At 67.9% G+C, this 17,643-nt stretch carries 23 protein-coding genes; 14 read left to right on the plus strand and 9 right to left on the minus strand.

The features are described 5' to 3' along the window. Positions 1–25 precede the first annotated feature (25 nt). The 4 genes from CHB84_RS00700 to CHB84_RS00715 form a co-directional block, all read right to left on the minus strand. Positions 26–871 (minus strand): DUF4097 family beta strand repeat-containing protein, encoded by an 846-nt coding sequence (locus tag CHB84_RS00700; RefSeq protein WP_089299488.1) that lies wholly within the window; start codon positions 869–871, stop codon positions 26–28. A gap of 77 nt (positions 872–948) precedes the next feature. Further along, a complete protein-coding gene (locus tag CHB84_RS00705) occupies positions 949–1,467 on the minus strand; it encodes a type II toxin-antitoxin system HicB family antitoxin (protein ID WP_089299489.1) in 519 nt (172 codons plus the stop codon). A gap of 786 nt (positions 1,468–2,253) precedes the next feature. Continuing rightward, positions 2,254–2,715 carry an alpha/beta fold hydrolase gene (locus tag CHB84_RS00710; protein WP_089299490.1) on the minus strand — a complete coding sequence of 154 codons (462 nt, stop codon included), beginning with the start codon at positions 2,713–2,715 and terminating at the stop codon, positions 2,254–2,256. 342 nt (positions 2,716–3,057) lie between these two features. Further along, entirely contained in the window at positions 3,058–3,549 is a 492-nt protein-coding gene (locus CHB84_RS00715; RefSeq protein WP_089299491.1) for a DUF6789 family protein, read from the minus strand. An 89-nt stretch (positions 3,550–3,638) separates the two neighbouring features. On the opposite strand from CHB84_RS00715, the gene CHB84_RS00720 reads away from it, so the two are divergent. From CHB84_RS00720 to CHB84_RS00760, 8 genes are all read left to right on the plus strand, one after another. After that, positions 3,639–4,055, plus strand: coding sequence for an ArsR/SmtB family transcription factor (locus CHB84_RS00720; RefSeq protein ID WP_089299492.1), 417 nt, complete (start codon positions 3,639–3,641; stop codon positions 4,053–4,055). A 58-nt stretch (positions 4,056–4,113) separates the two neighbouring features. Beyond that, entirely contained in the window at positions 4,114–4,455 is a 342-nt protein-coding gene (locus CHB84_RS00725; RefSeq protein WP_089299493.1) for a hypothetical protein, read from the plus strand. Positions 4,456–4,564: 109 nt separating this feature from the next. Beyond that, positions 4,565–4,819, plus strand: a complete 255-nt coding sequence (locus CHB84_RS00730; RefSeq protein WP_089299649.1) for a SelT/SelW/SelH family protein — start codon at positions 4,565–4,567, stop codon at positions 4,817–4,819. 59 nt (positions 4,820–4,878) lie between these two features. After that, entirely contained in the window at positions 4,879–5,433 is a 555-nt protein-coding gene (locus CHB84_RS00735; protein ID WP_089299494.1) for a hypothetical protein, read from the plus strand. Positions 5,434–5,603: 170 nt separating this feature from the next. Then, positions 5,604–7,103 carry a flavin-containing monooxygenase gene (locus tag CHB84_RS00740; protein ID WP_089299495.1) on the plus strand — a complete coding sequence of 500 codons (1,500 nt, stop codon included), beginning with the start codon at positions 5,604–5,606 and terminating at the stop codon, positions 7,101–7,103. 381 nt (positions 7,104–7,484) lie between these two features. Further along, on the plus strand, positions 7,485–8,204 hold the full coding sequence (locus tag CHB84_RS00750) for a TetR/AcrR family transcriptional regulator (RefSeq protein ID WP_089299497.1): 720 nt from the start codon (positions 7,485–7,487) through the stop codon (positions 8,202–8,204). Between the two features lie 182 nt (positions 8,205–8,386). Beyond that, entirely contained in the window at positions 8,387–8,587 is a 201-nt protein-coding gene (locus CHB84_RS00755) for a hypothetical protein (RefSeq protein ID WP_089299498.1), read from the plus strand. Positions 8,588–8,823: 236 nt separating this feature from the next. Then, complete coding sequence (locus CHB84_RS00760) at positions 8,824–9,033, plus strand: hypothetical protein (protein WP_089299650.1); 210 nt, start codon at positions 8,824–8,826, stop codon at positions 9,031–9,033. Positions 9,034–9,092: 59 nt separating this feature from the next. Here the strand turns inward: CHB84_RS00760 and CHB84_RS00765 are convergent, their stop codons facing one another. Beyond that, positions 9,093–9,917 (minus strand): thioesterase family protein, encoded by an 825-nt coding sequence (locus CHB84_RS00765; protein WP_089299651.1) that lies wholly within the window; start codon positions 9,915–9,917, stop codon positions 9,093–9,095. Between the two features lie 119 nt (positions 9,918–10,036). Here CHB84_RS00765 and CHB84_RS00770 point away from each other — a divergent pair, with 119 nt between their 5' ends. Then, positions 10,037–10,885, plus strand: coding sequence for a helix-turn-helix domain-containing protein (locus CHB84_RS00770; protein WP_089299499.1), 849 nt, complete (start codon positions 10,037–10,039; stop codon positions 10,883–10,885). 149 nt (positions 10,886–11,034) lie between these two features. Beyond that, complete coding sequence (locus CHB84_RS00775; protein WP_089299500.1) at positions 11,035–11,484, plus strand: DUF6918 family protein; 450 nt, start codon at positions 11,035–11,037, stop codon at positions 11,482–11,484. Between the two features lie 80 nt (positions 11,485–11,564). Here the strand turns inward: CHB84_RS00775 and CHB84_RS00780 are convergent, their stop codons facing one another. Then, positions 11,565–12,443 carry a hypothetical protein gene (locus CHB84_RS00780; protein ID WP_141134538.1) on the minus strand — a complete coding sequence of 293 codons (879 nt, stop codon included), beginning with the start codon at positions 12,441–12,443 and terminating at the stop codon, positions 11,565–11,567. 170 nt (positions 12,444–12,613) lie between these two features. On the opposite strand from CHB84_RS00780, the gene CHB84_RS00785 reads away from it, so the two are divergent. Then, complete coding sequence (locus CHB84_RS00785) at positions 12,614–13,162, plus strand: peptidylprolyl isomerase (protein ID WP_089299502.1); 549 nt, start codon at positions 12,614–12,616, stop codon at positions 13,160–13,162. A 37-nt stretch (positions 13,163–13,199) separates the two neighbouring features. Then, positions 13,200–14,117, plus strand: a complete 918-nt coding sequence (locus tag CHB84_RS00790; protein ID WP_089299503.1) for a rhomboid family intramembrane serine protease — start codon at positions 13,200–13,202, stop codon at positions 14,115–14,117. Positions 14,118–14,176: 59 nt separating this feature from the next. Here the strand turns inward: CHB84_RS00790 and CHB84_RS00795 are convergent, their stop codons facing one another. Both CHB84_RS00795 and crgA read right to left on the minus strand, forming a co-directional pair. Next, positions 14,177–14,608 (minus strand): PH domain-containing protein, encoded by a 432-nt coding sequence (locus CHB84_RS00795; RefSeq protein ID WP_245818472.1) that lies wholly within the window; start codon positions 14,606–14,608, stop codon positions 14,177–14,179. 64 nt (positions 14,609–14,672) lie between these two features. Next, complete coding sequence (gene crgA / locus CHB84_RS00800) at positions 14,673–14,942, minus strand: cell division protein CrgA (RefSeq protein WP_089299504.1); 270 nt, start codon at positions 14,940–14,942, stop codon at positions 14,673–14,675. Between the two features lie 340 nt (positions 14,943–15,282). On the opposite strand from crgA, the gene CHB84_RS00805 reads away from it, so the two are divergent. Together CHB84_RS00805 and CHB84_RS22655 are read left to right on the plus strand one after the other, a co-directional pair. Continuing rightward, complete coding sequence (locus tag CHB84_RS00805) at positions 15,283–16,164, plus strand: class E sortase (RefSeq protein ID WP_089299505.1); 882 nt, start codon at positions 15,283–15,285, stop codon at positions 16,162–16,164. Then, positions 16,164–16,316, plus strand: a complete 153-nt coding sequence (locus CHB84_RS22655) for a hypothetical protein (protein ID WP_089299506.1) — start codon at positions 16,164–16,166, stop codon at positions 16,314–16,316. The genes CHB84_RS00805 and CHB84_RS22655 overlap by 1 nt, the downstream gene beginning before the upstream one ends. A 75-nt stretch (positions 16,317–16,391) precedes the next feature. Here the strand turns inward: CHB84_RS22655 and CHB84_RS00815 are convergent, their stop codons facing one another. Then, on the minus strand, positions 16,392–17,597 hold the full coding sequence (locus CHB84_RS00815; protein WP_089299507.1) for a saccharopine dehydrogenase family protein: 1,206 nt from the start codon (positions 17,595–17,597) through the stop codon (positions 16,392–16,394). Positions 17,598–17,643: the final 46 nt, after the last annotated feature.

Here is a 17,643-nt window from a genome sequence, read left to right on the forward strand (position 1 = left end):
GTTCCCTTCACCGTAAGAGCCGGGTTCAGGCCCGGTGGATCGTGATGTCGCCGAATCCGGTGTGTGCGCGCACTTCGACCGTCTCGCCGGTCTTCTCTGGCGGCTCCGTCGTCTCGTCGAGCGCGTTGCGCACCTGCCCGAAGTTGGTCTTCGCGTCTAGCCAGGCCGACGTGCCGGCACCGATGCCGATGCCCAGGTCGCCGGTCGAGGTTTCCAGCACAACGGAACCGCGAGCGACCTCACCGATCCGGATCGCCCCGTTGGCAGTCTTCGCGTCCACACCACCGCCCGCCCGGTCCAGCGCGATGTCCCCGTTCGCCGAACGCACGCGCGCTTCGCCGCCGATCGTGCCGAGCTCGGTGTTGCCGTTGGAGTTCTTGATCGTGGCGCCGCCGGTCACCTCACCGATCCGAACCCGGCCGGTCCCTGTGGTCACCTCTGCGTCGCCCGCGACGCCCTCGACCGAGACGTGGCCGGCGGAGGTGTTCAGCCGCAGCGGCCCGGTCCGGTCCAGCCGCGCGTGCCCCGCGGAGGACTTGAACCGGCACTCGCCGAGCCGGCCGGTCGACTGGAAATCGCCGACCGTGTCCGCCTGCACCTGCGAACCCTCGGGCAGTTCGACGGTCAGGTCGATGGAGCAACTCTTGGCGGAGAAGTCGAATGGCCGCGGCTTCTTGCCCTTGATCAGTAGTGTGCCGCTGGAGTACTCGACGCGGACCTGCTCGGCAGCCTTCACGTCCGAAGGCTCATTCTCGTCGGACGGGCGCACCTCGACCACGGTGTCGGTGCGCTGGCTCGCGACGAACCGCACGTTGGCCACGCTGACATCGAGGGTCACGATGATCGGCTCCGGCGTATCGAATGTAGGCATGGTTGTCCCCTTCTGATCGGTGAAATCGGCGTTCTCGCTGATGAGAACGGCGACGTATCCTGGCGCTGCCAGCGCGGCTAGCCGATCCAGCCGGTGTAGCGCTGCTTACCCCGGCCGCCGCGCTGATCCGGGGCCTGCTCCTTGCCGGATTGCCGCAACGTGGCCGAGGCGACCCGGCCAAGCCACGCGTTGACCGAGCGGCCCTCCTTCGCGGCCGCCTCCTCGATCGAGGCCTTGAGGTGTTCCGGGAGCCGGAAGTTGATCCGCGCGGTGGCGGCGTCGTCGGTGCCTGCGGGATCGACGTCAGGTACCGGCTCGGGTTCCGGTGCAGCCGTGGCGTATGCGACCTCGGATGGTGGCGGCGTCACCACGAAGTTCGGGTCGCGGCCCCGCAGCCGGACCTCGACCGAACCAGGCGCGAGGTCACGGGTGATTTCGTCGGCGGCAGCCGACAGCGCCTCCAGCAGGGTGAGGCGTACCGCCGACTCGACCGGCCCGGTCAGCCGCTCAGCCAGCGCACGAGCCTCCTCGCCCCCGGCCTCGGCGGCGGTCGCCAGCTCCCGGCTGAGGAAGTCCACATACGGTGTCAAGTCCATGGCGCCAGAATGGCACATATATGGCGCCATTACAAGCCATCATGGCGCCGTTTGTCGCCGTAGTGGCGTTCTCTATGGTCAGAGCGGATCAGTGCTCGTCGTGGTCGCGGTGTGCCCGGTGGGCTCATGATCGAACCTGTGTACGAACGCAGCAGGTCGCAGAGCGAGTTCGGGCGGATCGCGCCGTTGTACCCGCTCCCGACGCGGCATCGATGCCCGCGCGGTCACCGACTCGACGTGGGGTGTCGGTGCTGGTTGTCGGTGGTGACGAACTGGTCGATCAAGGCCTGTAGCTCGGTCAAGATGGTTGTTGTGCGTGCTTGTCGTAGGTGTGCGGGGATCGTGTACGGCTCAGAGATGATCGTTTTGACCTCGGAGCGGTAACGGGGCGAGGAGTTCATAGACCCACGAGCGGGAGAGTCCGTAGTCGGCCACAACGTCGGCGACCGGTTATCCACAACAACGGCAGTGATGACCAGGCGTGCCTCCGACATGCCTGAGCATCCAGCACCATTCCGGCATGTCATGAGGCACGCGTCCGGGATGTCCTGAGGCTGGATACCCTCAGCTCCACTTCTGTGGCCAGCGGTTATGTGGGTTCTTAGCGATCTTGCTGTTGGTGTCTGCCAGTCATTGTGACCGCGAGTGCGCTGAGAGGTAGCGCGCGAGGTTGACACCGAGTCCCGACAGACGAGTCTCATCGGCCGGCGAGTGAATTCGCCGTCGCTTCGTCGACTCTCCCGGGGCGACTGCCCGTGCCCCGGTCCCGGGTTCGCCTGCCGTTGCTCATGTCGCAGTGAGCTGCCGGTGAAACCACCCTGTCAGGATGCCGTCGACCGCCTTGGCGGTTGGCAGTTGCGGGGCCGGTTCGAGGCCGGGTTCGTCGGCGGCCCGGTGGGCTTCGGCGGTCCACGGGTATGCCTGCCCGGAGCCGGCCTCGATGACCGCGAGGGTGGACCGTATCCGCACGGCCGGGTTGACCAGTGTGACCGTCTTGATCGGAATCTGCTGCGTGGTCAGCACCTGCAGCGCCACGGCTCCGCCGAGCGAACCGCCGAGGAGACTGATCGGTTCGTCGTCGACCGGCAGCTGCTCGCGCAGTGCGGCTAGCGCGGCTGCGAAGGCCGCGTCCGTGCGGGGCGCGTCCAGCATGTGCCAGGTAACGATCAACGGCGCGGGCCTGTCGGCACCCGTCGGTGCCAGTGCCGTGAACGGCACACCCGCCGCAGTACCAGTGATCGTTTCCATGTGCCCTGACCTTCGTCTGACAGTTCCTGGCTGCCAGGCCCACTGTAGACAGTTCGACGGGCCGAGGAGCTCCGTTCCCCTCCGCCGGTCTAGGCACGTCCACTGTGGAACCCAACCCGTCCCAGGTGGGGTACCGACCACGGGAGCACGGCCATGACCTGTGATGTCCCGGGCATACTGGACGCAGTCGGACCCTCGGCATGGGGTTCGGCTGATTCGTGTTCGGGGTGACTCCCGGCTGCCGTGGCCGAGTGCGGACTCGCGGGGCCGGACAACCGGCTACCCGGCGGCATACTCTTCGAGATGTCGCCGGTCCCCGTCCGGGTAGCCGTGGTTCCGTACCTACCGGGTTGCCGGCGCCCGCTCGGTAGCGCGGTTGCGATCGAGGAGCAGGCCCAGGACGGCGCCGTAGATCAGGTGCAGCAGCAGTGTCGCCGCCGCGATCTTGACCGTGACGGCGGTGCCGAACGCCCCCCAGCCCACGTAGGGCAGCCACGCGAGGCCCATCAGCGCCCACAGCCCGGCACCGTAGCCGAGAGCCTTGCCCAGGGTGACTCGCCGCAGCGTCCCGGCAAGGACGGCGCCCGCGATCGCGCCGTAGGCGAGGTGCGTCAGGGCCGCCAGCACCATCAATGCCGGTTCGGGCAGTGGCCCCAGCGTGTGCGCGACCAGCGCCGCTGGAACCGGCTTGGGCATCGGTGACGTCCCGGTGAGCACGGTGGTGAGCAGCACAGCGCTCATCGCCAGCGTGGCCACCGCGCCCGCTCCGGCGCCCGCGGCCAGCCGCTGGGGTCCCGGAAGAGCCGGTGCCGAGCTGTCCTGCCCGTCCGTCATCACAACCTCCAGTAATATTCGGAGTAACGAATGAGTGTGTGATATTATTCGCCCAAGCGAATGGATGCAATCCGAGGAGGCGTGCCGCGATGAGCGTGGATACCGTCGGCGAGGCGGGTGACTCCGCGACACAGCTCGATGACCTGGACGAGGACCTGCGGGTGCAGGTGGTGACCAAGGCCGCGGCGGCGCTCGCCGATCCGGTCCGGCTGCGGATCCTGTGGCTGCTCCGCGAGAAGGGCGAGCTGACCGTGGGCTCGCTGACCGAGGCGGTGCCGGTGAGCCAGCCCCGCGTCTCGGTGCACCTGCGTTGCCTGACCGACTGCGGCTACACCGAGGTCCGCCGCGAGGGCCGCCGCTCGTTCTACCGGCTGGCGACGCCGGAGATCGGTGGCCTGCTCGACCGGCTGACCGCGCATGCGGCGGGTTCGGTCGACGGGCTTCTGGCATGCCTGGCCTGTACGCCCGACGGAGAGCCAACTACCGACGGGGCAGGTTGCTGCTGACCACCCCGTCACCCACGACCGCCACGCACCAATCCACCGTGTCAGGGAAGTGACTACCGTGCCCGATCCCGAACCGCCGACCAGCTCCGCTGACACGGGTCACGTGCAACCCGGCTCCGCGGGGTCGAGCGGTGGCTGGTGGGCCGGGGCGATCGCCTTCCTGGCGGTAGCCTGCTGCGCAGTTCCGGTGCTGCTGTCCGGCGGTGTGCTCGGCGGGATCGCCGGGTTCGGCATGGGTGGCGTCGCGGGGACCGTGGCGCTCGTCGTGGCCGTGGCGATCCTCTCCGTCGCCGGGGTCGTGCTCGCCCGTCGTCGACGGGCCGGCGCGGGTTGCCGGCTGCCCGATGCCGGCATGCGCGGTGACGGGCAGGCGGGTCCCATCGACGATCACCGCACCTGAGGAGTCCGGTACCGAATGCGGACCGCGATGCGCGTCGGCTCCGAAACCGGGCTCCCGTCGACTGCCGCCCGCGACGATGCCCGAAAGGCACCGGGAAGGGATGGTGAGCATGAACGAGATAGAGATCGAGTACTGCGAGCCGTGCGGCCTGCTGCCCGCGGCGGAGAAGACCGGGCATGCGCTGCTGACGACGCACGCCGACCGCATCCACGGCCTGCGGTTCACCCCAGGACACGGCGGGGTGTTCCGCGTCGACGTTGACGGTGAAACGGTCTTCGACAAGGCCTCCGACGAGGACTTCGACGTGGACGTCATCGTGGCGCGCGTCGGTGCACGGCTGTCACCGCCGACCATCCAACTCTGACGCGTGTCGTTGCGACGCTTCACCGTGTCATTAGGTCGCGTGCCGTACGCTACCGCACAATGACTACAGATAGCGCGACGAACGCGACCTCTCCCGGGAACGACTCCGAGGGCGAGCCGGAAGACGCTCCGGCCACGGACCAGGTCCAGGAGTCGTCCTCCGAGGCGAGTACGGGTGAATCGGCAGCCACAGGAACGGGATCCGCGGGCGGCTTCGCTGCCGGGGCCGGCGCCGTCATCAGCGCAGGGCTCGGCCTGGCCTCGCTTACGGGAACCTCGCTCGGCGAGATGCTGAAAACGCGCAAGGAGATCATCGGCCAGATCGAGTCCGGCACCGGCGGTGGCGGTGACCAGATCGAGGCGTTCTACGGTGCGCCGTGGGACGTCGCGGCGCTCATCAACGGCATCACCGGTCTGATCGCCGTCGTACTCGGCGGCGTGCTGCTGGCAGCGCTGGCCCGCCGTGCCGACGCGCACACGTGGGTGAAGGCGGTGGCGCTTGGCGGTGCGGTCCTCGGTGTGATCGGGCTGCTCGTCGCAGGCGGCATGTACTTCGATCTCTTCGCCAGCGCGCCGGAGCTTCCCCAGCAACCCGCTCCCGGAATGGGCGGCTGACGCACGTGCGGTAAGCGTGCTGCCCCTTCGGGACCGAAGGGGCAGCACGCCACGGGCAGGTCCGGGGAGTACAACCCGGTGGCGGCACGGCCCGCCTCCGGCAAGTCCGGCTGTCCGCGGCTCCACACCGGATGCTCGACCTGTGTTATACAGGCGTCTAGTGTGGTGCCATGAGTGAGCTGGAGCACGTCGACGTCCTGGTTGTCGGTGCCGGACTCTCGGGGATCGGCGCCGCCTGTCACCTGCGTACCACTTTCGGCGACAAGACTGTCGCGATCCTCGAGGCCCGCGACGACATCGGCGGTACATGGGACCTCTTCCGTTACCCCGGTATCCGGTCCGACTCCGACATGTTCACCCTCGGCTACCGCTTCAGGCCGTGGCGCGAGCGGGAAGCGATCGCTGACGGGCCCGCGATCCTGAACTACGTACGGGAGACCGCGCACGAGTACGGTGTGTACGACGCGATCCGCTTCAACCACCGCGTCGTGCGCGCCGAGTGGTCGAGCGCGGACGCGCGCTGGACCGTCACTGCCGAGCGCACCGACACGGCCGAAACAGTCCGGCTCACCTGCGACTTCCTGTTCTCGTGCAGCGGCTACTACCGCTACGACGAGGGGTACACGCCCGACTTTCCCGGCACCGAACGCTTCTCGGGGCGCATTGTGCACCCGCAGCACTGGCCCGAGGACCTCGACTACGCGGGCAAGCGCGTGGTGGTGATCGGGAGCGGAGCGACCGCGGTGACGCTGGTACCGGCGATGGCTCCGGACGCGGCGCACGTCACGATGCTGCAGCGGTCACCGAGCTACATCATCACGATTCCCGGGCAGGACGCCATCGCGACCGGCCTGCGCAAGGCGCTTCCGGACCGGGCAGCCTACATGCTCACGCGATGGAAGAACGTGCTCCTCCAGATCGCGATATTCCAGCTCAGCCGCAGGCGCCCGGCCATGGTCAGGGCATTGCTGAAGAAGTTGGTGCGGAAGCAGCTCCCGAGGGACTACGACGTCGAGACCCATTTCAACCCCGACTACAACCCGTGGGACCAGCGCCTGTGCCTGGTACCGGACGGGGATCTGTTCAAGACGATCAGCGAGGGTGCGGCCTACGTGGTTACCGACCACATCGACACCTTCGACGAGTCGGGTATCCGTCTCACCTCGGGCCGGCACGTGGCTGCCGACGTCATCGTCACCGCCACCGGCCTGAACCTGCTCGCCTTCGGTGGCATGGAACTGGTCGTGGACGGGCGTGAGATCAACTTGCCGGAGACCATGGCGTACAAGGGCGTCATGCTCACGGGCGTACCGAATTTCGCCTACGTGATCGGCTACACGAACGCGTCGTGGACGCTCAAGGCCGATCTGGCGTGCGAGTACCTGTGCCGGCTCCTGGCGCATATGGACACTCACGGCTACGACAGCTGTGTCGTGGAACGGGACCCGACCGTGGCTGAGGAGCCGTTCCTCGACCTGTCCTCCGGGTACGTGCGGCGTGCCCTCGACAGGTTGCCTGCGCAGGGGGACCGCCTGCCGTGGAAGCTGCGCCAGAATTATCTCCGCGATGTCGTGGACCTGCGGCACGGGAAGCTGTACGACGACGCGATGACGTTCTCCACCACGCGCACGAGCTCCGCGGCCACCGGTGCCGCGGGCCGTGATCGGTGATGCGACCGCCGCCCGGATCGGGGGATCCGGATCACGTTTCACGTTGAACACGTGTCCCGTGGACGAGCGGTTATGCCTTCGGGTGATCCGGTCGTGGCACCTTCTCGCTCCACCGGGGTTGACCGGACTCACCTCGACAGAGAGCTGGGTCCCGCGCTCATGCCTGCCGCGGACCCGCTGTGCCGGCCCGGCTGCACGGTGGCCGCGGTCGCGAGGCGAGCCGGTTACGGTACCGCCTCGGCCCTCACGGCGGCCGTCGAGTGCGAGCGCGGTATCAGCCGCCCCGCGAGCATCGTGCGCCGGCCGGGCGCCCTCATGGGGCCGGGCTCGCCGTCGGTCGCGCGGCTGACGGGACATTCGCGGGATGCGTAGTCTGGAACGGTGCCTGAACAGCCGAGAAGCAGCGCGACGACGGATGGCCGGGTGGCCCGCTGGGCCGGCCAGCGCTGCAGGCGGCGCGCCGAGATCGTGGACGCGGCCATCGCCGCGATCGGCGCGCACGGACCCGGCGTATCCATCGACCAGATCGCGGGTCAGGCCGGCATCGCACGCCCTCGCCTGTACCGGCACTTCGACGATGTCGAGGACCTCCGTCGCGCGGTCGCGCGGCGCGCGGGCAGGGAGCTTTTCGACGCCGTGACACCCGTGTTGAGTAACCCGGTTGGTACACCGTGGAGTCTCATCGAGTGCTCGGTCGAGATGTTTGTCACATGGCTGGATGGGAACGCCGATCTGTATCGCTATGTGAAACGGCGCACAGGCTCGAGTAAGAGCGAAGCCGAGGACGTGGTCACCGACATCCGCGGGAAGCTCGCCCGGTGGATCGGGAGAATCCTCGCGGACTTCTTCGTGGTGTTCGAATTGGACACGCGAACGGCCGACTCGGTAGCGTTCGGCCTGGTCGGCTTGGTCGAGTCGGCGACAAACCGGTGGGTGAGCGAGCCGGCCGAGTTGACGCGGGACGAATTCGTCGCGGCTGTCGCACGATGTGTCTGGGGGGTCATCGAGCACACCCTGCAGGGCGGCGGAGTCCGGTTGGCCCCGCACGAGTCCCTTCCGCCGTTACCTCTGAATGAACCAAATGGGGTGAATGGTATGTGATCCAGGACACACTGCTGCAACGATGTGTGGTACACTGATGTACCCGTTACTCTGAAGTAGCGACAGTGACGAGGGGTTGCGCAGGGGAGTCGGATCGGTCGTTGGAGTGGATGCCCCATCGCCCGATCGTCATGCGACCCTGGAGGTGCTTGTCGCGTGAGGAAGAAGGGCACGGGTAACCATTGCCTGAGACAACCGAGTACCGCGAGTGGCTGGACGAGACCGAGCAGGAGGCCTACGAGCTGATCGCTCGCCGTTACGACGAGGGGCGTGCGGCCTTGGACACGCGGACTACAGAGGGCCTGGCCGAGCAGATCGAGGCCGAGTCCGAGAACGGCTCCGCGGAAGAAGCGGAGCAGGAGACCGACGGCGGTACAGCCTAGCGTGCCGCCGAACCGGTGAGCAGGGACGAGGACGCCGCTGAGCGGTCGGGCGGTACCGGGCGCCTGCTGCGGTCGTCGCCGGGCTCCTCGTGGGTGCGCTCACGTTCGTGGCGATTCCGGACGAGGAGATCGCGGGGCAGGCCGCACCCGCGACCGCGGCCGGCGTGCGATGGCCGCGCTGCACCCTCTCGGCGAGGATGACTGACCGCCCTGCGTGAGGGCTACGCTGGACGGTGATGAACGCACCCATCATCTGCTCCGCGAAGGGCTGCACCAGTAGCGGCGCCTACGCCGTGATCTGGAACAACCCCAAGATCCACGATCCCGAACGGGAGAAGACGTGGATAGCCTGCGAGGAGCACCGCGAGTGGCTCGCGCACTTCCTGGACAGGCGCGGGTTCCTACGCCGCGTCGACAACCTGGCCGACACAGCAGGCAGCGAGTGAGCCGAAGGACTCCTCCGGTGTCTCACACGTACCGAGGGATCCCTTCGGCTCGCCCCTCGCTAGACGAGCGCGAGCTGTCGTGACTGCGCTACGAGCACGCCTCGCGAGTCCCAGATCTCGAAGTCCTCCTCGTGGAAGCCGTTCAGCAGGTTGCGGGTACTGGCTCGGCACGCGAGCCAACCGGGTTCCGGGCGCTGGCGCACGTGCAGGGTCAGCTCGACCGTGGAGGACTGCAGCTCGCCCAGCTCCCAGACAGCCGGCGGCGCGGCATCGACCAGCAGGGGTAGGGCGAGTACGTCGGCAGGGGCCCCGTCTGCGAAGCGCATCCAGAACTCCGCTGTGGGGGTGCCGTCCGTGCGGCCGTGCCGCCATCCGGGTTGCTCCGCGAACCGCACGTCGACCCGTTCGGCGATCGTCGCCCCGTTGAGGTCCATCCCGCTCGTCGGAGACACGCAGCGTTCCGGCGCGGGTAGCGCGGGCGGTTGGGAGAGCACCTCCGTGCGGCCGGTTGCCAGTGCCAGGTCGGTGAAGGTGGCGACGGCATGCACGATATCCCGTCCCTGCTGACGTAGCCTGCTCTCGCCGGTGCTCATACGCGTGCCTTCCCTCAGCATCTCGGTGTCCACTTCGGCGTCGGCCACCTGGCCGGGGCGCAGGAAGAATCCGGACACGGCGAGCGGATCCGGGTGCGGCGCCGCATCCGCGAGCGCCCGCACGCAGATCGCGAGCAGGTAACCGCCGTTCGGCGTTCCAGGGCGGATGCACCACCGGCCCGACAGCCACGCGCTGCGTCGCGTACCCCCCACCGGTTCGCTGCGCGTGTCGATGTCGAACACGCCCTCCTCCCGGGCGGCTGTGGTGTCCGGGTAGCCGAGGTCGGTCATGATGCTGTCCTCCACAGGTGTTCGGTTGGCTCTGCTGCGAGCATCGTCCCCGGACGGTCGCTTGTCCATTACCTCCGAGGTAATGGACCTCAGGAGGTCCCGTTGCGTAGCGTCTCGTCATGGCCGTTGGTGAAGCTCGCGGGGAACGACCGGTGCCTTCGGGTGTAGGGGAGGCGCTCCGTGGGTGGCGGGCGCGAAGGAGAGCCAGTCAGCTCGATCTGGCACTGCGGACCGGAGTGTCCACAAAGCATATTAGCTTCATCGAGACCGGCCGCTCGATTCCCACCGCCGAGATGATCACGCGGCTGGCCGAACAGCTCGACATCCCGCTGAGGGAACGCAACAAGCTGTTGCTCCTCAACGGCCACGCACCGGCGTATCCGGAGAGCGAGCTCGACGGCCCCGAGTTGGAGTCCGTTCGCGACGCGATACACCGGGTACTGCGAGGCCACGAACCATACCCGGCCGTACTTGTCGATCGAACGTGGAATCTCGTGGATGCCAACGAGAGCATCTCGCTGTTCACAGTGGATGTATCGGATGAGTTGCTGGAATGGCCGGTGAACGTGTTACGGCTGAGTTTGCATCCGGACGGTATGGCTCCGCGGATCGACAATCTCCCCGAGTGGCGTGCGCATGTTCTCGATCGGCTGCGCCGCCAGATCGATGCCACGGATGACGCGGCGCTACGCGAGTTGCTCGACGAGTTGCGGACGTACCCGTGTGTGGCGCGCGCTCCGGATACGTCCGCAATGGACGGCGGAGCGGTCGCGGTTCCGTTGCGTTACCGATCCGAGCGGGGCCGGTTGACGTTCGTCAGTACGACGACGGTGTTCGGCACGCCGCTGGACGTCACGGTCGCGGAACTGGCTGTGGAAGCGTTCTTCCCCGCCGACGCGGCGACCACGCGCGCGCTCGCCGGAGGCGCCATCGGCACGGGCGAGCCGGCGTTCGGCGATCCCGTGTAGGTCGCGCGCTGCGAGGGTATAAGGTTCCGGCGTACTTCGTTCGCCGCGGTAATCCCCGCTGCGGCCACGGTCGTGACGGCAGGGGTCCGCACGGACGGGAACGCGACTTTCGAATCACGAAGACACGTAGCGGAAAGGACTCGGTACACGTGGCAGCAACACTGAAGGAGATCCTGCTCGACGACAGCAAGCGTCCCGCAGTCGTCGCGGACATGCGACAGGTTGTCGACGACGAGGTCGCCTCGAAGAGCGGGATGTCCGGAACAGCGATCAAGAGTGGCTACGGGCTCGTGAACAAGATCAAGCCGGACATCATCGGCGAGGCCGTGGACAGCTTGCTCGATGACTTCACGGCGCGGCTGGAGCCCTTCTACGCCGAGTACCGCGAGAAGGGGGGCGGCTCGCTGGCCGAGTACTTCGACGGGCGTTCGGACGAGGTCGCCGATGCGCTGCTGGGCGTCACCGACGCTCGCGCCGAGGGCTCGCAGCGGGAGTCCATCAAGAAGGTCTACGACAAGCTGCGGCCGCAAGGGAAGAAGAACGTGGAGGAGGCCCTCCCGCGCGTCGCCGAAGTGCTGACGAAGCACGGCGCTCAATAGAGGCGCCCGGCTGAACGTGAACGGGGCCGGGGACCCGCGTGCGGATCCCCGGCCCCGTTGTCACCGTCCGGTGGTGCGGATCAGCTCTTCTTGTTCGTGCTGGACTGCTGATCCTGGTTGGCGCTGCGCGGCTGCGGCGTCTGGCCGGCCGAGCCACCTCCCGAGGAGGATGCGCTCGAGGTCGAGGATCCTGTGGATCCGCCAGAGCCGGTCGACTTGGCGTCGGTGCGCGCCTCGGTGGCCCGTGCCGATCCGTCGCTGGAGGCCGCCGATGTGGGCTGCGAAGAACCAGCCGCGGAAGCGGTACCGGCGTCCTCGGCCGACGACGTGGTTCCCTGCCCGTCGGCGCGCGGCGGGACCGGAGCGAGTGGCGGTTCCGGCTTGGGGCGCATCGCGTATGCGGTTCCTGCGGCGACAACGCCGAGGCCGACCACCCATGGCCAGCGGCGCTTCGAACCGCCCTTGGCCTGCGCCGCGACGGCCTTGGCTTCCTTCTTGGCGAGCTTGGCCTGCTTCTTGCTGTCCTTGAAGTCCTTCTTGGCTTGCTTCTTCGAGGTACCTGCCTTCTTGGCGGACTTGATCGCGGACTTCTTATCCTTGCGCGTTGGCTTTGCCGCGTCGGCCTTCATGGCCTCGGCTTCCTGCATTGCGGCTTCCTTTCGTGCCTTCTCCGCACTGCGTGCGAGGTCCTTGCGCATCCGCTCGGACTTGCGTTCGAGCTTCTTACGGGCACGCCGACTGGACTTCTTGACCTCGCCACGCGCCGATTCCGCTCCTTCAGCGACTGACTCAGCCACCTGTGCAGGGCTCATACCGTGCTCGGCAAGCTTCCGCTCAGCGACGACGGCCGCGTTGGACGTCACTTCTGCGCCGGCCTTGCTGGCTTCGGAGGCCCGCTTGCGGACCGTGTCGAATCCGCTCTTGACCGACTCACCCATCGAATCTGGGCCCCGAGTCATGGTCTTCACCTCGTCAATCGAATTACAGTGGTGTCATTCGTCACCATACTGCCCCGTTCGTACGTACATCGCCCGCCAGGGGTTGCACGTCGGGTCGGCGGCGAAACGTGCCGGGCGTGCCGTCGGTAGCCCGACTATGAGGCCACAATACAAGGTGGCACGATGTTCGGGTGACTGAAAGCAATGAATCCCCCGTCGGATCGTCCCTTCAGGCGACACTGCACACCAGCCAAGGCGACATTCGGCTGTGGTTGTTCAGTGATCACGCCCCGAAGACGGTCGCGAACTTCGTGGAACTGGCCGAGGGCACCAAGGAGTACACACAGCCCAATGCCAGGGGCGAGATGACCGGGCCGTTCTATGACGGCAGCGTCTTCCACCGGGTCATCGACGGCTTCATGATCCAGGGCGGTGACCCCACCGGCACCGGTCGTGGCGGCCCCGGCTACAAGTTCGGCGACGAGTTCCACCCGGAGCTGCAGTTCAACCGTCCGTACCTGCTCGCCATGGCCAACGCCGGTCCGAACAGCAACGGCTCGCAGTTCTTCATCACGGTCGGCCCCGCGACGCACCTGAACTTCAAGCACTCCATCTTCGGCGAGGTCGCCGACGAGGAGTCGCGCCGGGTCGTCGACTCGATCGCCACCAGCCCCACCGGTCCCGCCGACCGGCCGCTGGAGGACATCGTGATCGAGCGGGTGTCGATCGAGCGCGAGTGAGCGCGAGGCCCGCGATGGCGACGAGGGTGGCTGCGTCGTGAGCGAACCCCCACAGCACTCCGATCAGGCGGACGCGCGCGCACCGCGAACGTGCTGGTGGCATCCGGACCGGCGGACCGGCTTGCGCTGCGCGCGGTGTGAGCGGCCCGCCTGCCCGGACTGCCTGCGCGAGGCCACGGTCGGCTACCAGTGCGTCGACTGCGTCGCCGCCGCGCGCAAGCAGCACCAGGCCCAGCGCGCGCGGTACCGCAAGTCCGGCTTCGGCTACCGCACCATCGCGGGCGCGCGCGTGCCGAGCCGGCCGCTGGTGACCTATACGCTGATCGCGCTCAACGTGGTCGTCTTCGTTATCACCGCAGCGCAGGCACAGGATGTGATGCGCAACTTCCAGTCCGAGGTGATGAACCTCGGCGTGCTGGTCCCGTTGGTCGCCGCCACGGGCGAGTGGTGGCGCGTGATCACGTCCGGGTTCCTGCACATCGGTCTGTTGCATCTCGCGGTGAACATGTTCGCCCTGTGGATACTGGGCAAGGAACTGGAGCGCGTGCTCGGCACCGCCCGATACCTCGTGCTGTACCTGCTGTCCCTGCTCGGGGGCAGCGTGGCGGTCTTCGCGTTCTCCAGCCCGAACACCCCCGTTGCCGGGGCGTCCGGGGCGGTGTACGGCGTCCTCGGCGGCATCCTCATCGCGGTGCTGCGGCTGCGGCTCAACCTCACGCCGATCATCGCCATCATCGTGCTCAACCTGGCGATCAGTATCGGCGTCAAGCAGATCTCGCTGTTCGGCCACCTCGGTGGGCTGGTGGTCGGCGTCCTGGTGTGCGCTGCGATGGTCTACGCCCCGTCCCGGCACCGTACCGGGTGGCAGGCAGGCGCGGTGGCGATCATCCTTGCCGCGCTCATCGGGGCATACGCGATCCGGTACGCGCAGCTGAGCGCGCTCGTCTGGTACTGATCGGCGGGGGCTTTGGCGTGCTGAATGACGCTTTCACTCCGTCTCGTGTACTGAAAGCGTCATTCAGCACGCCAAAGCCGTTCCAGGACGTCGTTCGGGTCGGCGCCCAGTTCCAGCTCGCCGAGGACCACGAACTCGGGTTCGGCACCCGGCTGCTCGTCCGCGATGTCGAGCTCGAGGGTGTCCACATTCCTTCCCAACCGGCGGGTAGTGACCACCCGGTACTGCACGCGGCGCCACGGAGCCTGTAGTCGGCCGCTGAGTGTGCGCACGGTGATACCGGAGGCATCGGTGGTCAGACGGGGGCGCACGAGCGCGCAGTGCACGGTGGTCGCGGCGAAGAACACCGTGACCACACCGAGTAGGAGGGCACCGGCGGGGTCCCCTGTCGTGCCGAACCAAGCCGCGCCGCCGGCGGCTGCCAGCGCTACTACGCCACACAGAGTAACGAGCCCGGGCTTGGGGCCCCAGTGGATCGGTAAGTTGTCCACACGATGAGGCGATTCGGCGGAGTTATCCACAGGATTATCCACACTGGGGAGGATTACATGGCTGTCATTCACGCCAGCGCATGGTCATCAGCAGCCCGGTGATCATCAGAGCGAAGCCGATGGCGAAGTTCCAGTTGCCGAGGTCGGCCATGAACGGGATCTCGGTACCGGCCAGGTAGTTCACGACCAACCAGATCAGTCCGAGCAGCATCAGCCCGAACATCACGGCCTTGTACACCGGATGGGTCGGTCCCTGCGCGTAAGCCGTGGCCGACGACCGCCGGTCGGCGGGAGGCGTGTACGCGGTCTTCTTGCGTACCTTGGACTTGGGCATAGCGCTCCTCGTGGTCCTGCTCGTTCACCGGTCGGGCCGCTCACCGCGCTCGGGTCACCGGTCGCTGCCGGTCACCCGGGTTCGCCGGTCGCCCACCACCCGTACTCGGTCGGCGCAGTCAGCTGTCTCGATCGTTCGCGGTTACCCGTGTACCCACCGTAGGAGGGCACATCTCCACGTTAACGCAATGGTGGATGCACAGGCAGTGGGGTGAGGGCGGCCAACTACTATGTACGCCCAGCAGGCGGCGGCTCCGCTCGGCGGCCGTTGCCTGTGGACGAATTCGCGGTGACAGGCGCGATGCCCAGGGTCACCGGGCCGCGGGTGAGAGGAGTCTGGCGTGTCCCAGCGCCCAGAACGGGGCAACGGCGTTCGGCGAACGGCCGGGCACCGCGCCGGGTACCTCGTGATCCGGACGGCAGGGGAGCTGCTGATCACCGCGGGTGTCGTGTTGCTGCTGTTCGTGTTCTACACGCTGTACGTCACCAACTGGACCTCGGCGCAGCTGCAACGCGAGTCCGAGGAGCGGCTCGAGCGGGCATGGGACGAGCAGGACGGGATGGATGCCCCGGCCGACGCGGGCACCGACAGCACCGATGCGGGCACCGACAGCGCGTTCGCGCGGATCCGGATCCCGGCGTTCGGTCCCGACTACCGGTACACGGTTCAGTCCGGTGTCGATGCGGATCATCTGGAGATCGGCCCCGGTCACTACCCGCAGAGCGCGATGCCCGGCGAGCCGGGCAACTTCGGGGTCGCGGGCCACCGGATCGGCCGAGGGGCGCCGTTCACCGATCTCGACGAGCTGGGCTCCTGCGATGCGCTGGTGGTGGAGACGGCCACGAACTTCTTCGTCTACCGCGTGCTGCCGTTCGACGAGGAGATCGACGGCTGGGAGGCGATCCGCCAGCGGCGGCCGGAATGCGCCAATGTGTCGACGCTGCGCGACACGGGGGACGGCCCTGGCGAGCCGTACGGGGACACGGTGGGTCGGCGCATCGTGACCCCGGACCGCTCCGATGCCGTGGCGCCCGTCCCCTACCGGGAGGTGGATGTGCTGCCCAGGCTGGAGCAGGCCGCGCTCATCACCCTGACCACGTGCCATCCCCAGTACTCCGACCGGGAGCGGCTCATCGTGCACGGCGTGTTGACCCAGCAGGTTCCGAAGAGTCAGGTGCAGGACGACTACGGGCAGTTGCTCGAACAGCTCGGGGAGGTGTGATGTACGCGTGGCTGTGGCGGCACCTGCCGGGTCCGCGTCCGGTGCGCGCGTTGATCGCCCTGGTACTGATCGTTGGCGTGATCGCGCTGTTGATGCTGGTGGTGTTTCCCTGGGCAGAGCCCCTGCTGCCGTTCAACAACGTCTCCGTGTGACGCATGCGCACGCCGCCGCGTCCCTGATCGGCGGCGTGCGCATGGCAGTGGCCGGCTGTGGCGTGCTGATCGTGGCTACCGATGCGGGCCGGGCGGATGGGCGGGCTGCCCGTCAAGCACGCTGAACGAGATCCCGGCATCCCGCAGGCGTGCGATGAGGGGCTCGGCCATGGCGGTGGCCGTGGTCACCTGGCCCGCCGTCTCCGGCAGGTCGTCGAAAGCCAGGCACAGTGCGGACTCCGCCAGCATCTTCGACGTCTCGCCGTAGCCCGGATCGCCCCCGGATACCTCCGTCACGACCTCCCGGTCGCCAGCGACGCCGTGGAATCGCACGGTGAACCAGCTCTGGGCGCGCTGGCGCTCGCTGGGCCCCTCGCCCGGCTTGCGCAACGCCGCGAGACGGGTGCGCACCGGTGGGATCTGGGCGAGCGCGGCCAGCGCGCCGACTCCCAGCACACCACCCACCGCGACCGGGAGCCGCTTGACGGCGGCGTAGTGGCTGTAGCGGAAGTCCGGTCCGTACCGTTCGACGGCCCGCGCCGAGCGCGCAACCACAAGCGGGTCGATGGTGGGCATGGGCAGTACCCAGGACCGGGCGATCCGGTGGTGGCGCGGCTTGCCGGGTACCGACCGGGCGACGCGGTCTCCGGGCCGGCCCTCCCGGTCACGGCGCTGGCGCGACACCGCGTTCATCTGCCTGGCACGGGACATGGCCTCCAGCGCCGAGGCGAACGTGCCGCCCGAGAAGTTCCCGCTGCCCCGGAGGAAGCCCTCCATCCGGATCGGCCGGTCGCCGGGCAGCTGGGACACCGTGTAATACGCGCCGAGGTCGTGCGGAACGGAGTCGAAACCGCAGGCGTGTACCAGGCGCGCGCCGGTGGACACGGCCTGGTCGTGGTACGCGAGGTACATCCGGTCGACGAACTCCGGCTCCCCGGTCAGATCGACGTAGTCGGTCCCCGTCTCGGCGCACGCGGCGACCAGTGGTTCGCCGTAGCGCAGGTACGGGCCGACCGTGGTGATGACGACCTCGGTGCTCCTGGCGAGCTCGCGCAACGAGTCCGGGTCGCCGATGTCGGCGTGAAGCAACGGAAGTCGCGCGCAGGACGGGTCGATCTCGGCCAGGCGTGCCCGCACGGCCTCCAGCTTGCCTCGGTCTCGCCCGGCCAGCGCCCACCGGCAGTCGGCGGGCGCGTTGGCGGCGAGGTACTCGGCTGTGAGCCCGCCGGTGAAGCCGGTGGCGCCGACGACGACGAGATCGTAGGTGCGGTCGTGGGCCATTCGGAACGCTCCTTCATTGATACGACGCACGAGCAGTACGCGCCAG

The organism is Haloechinothrix alba, assembly GCF_900188115.1.
GTDB lineage: Bacteria > Actinomycetota > Actinomycetes > Mycobacteriales > Pseudonocardiaceae > Haloechinothrix > Haloechinothrix alba.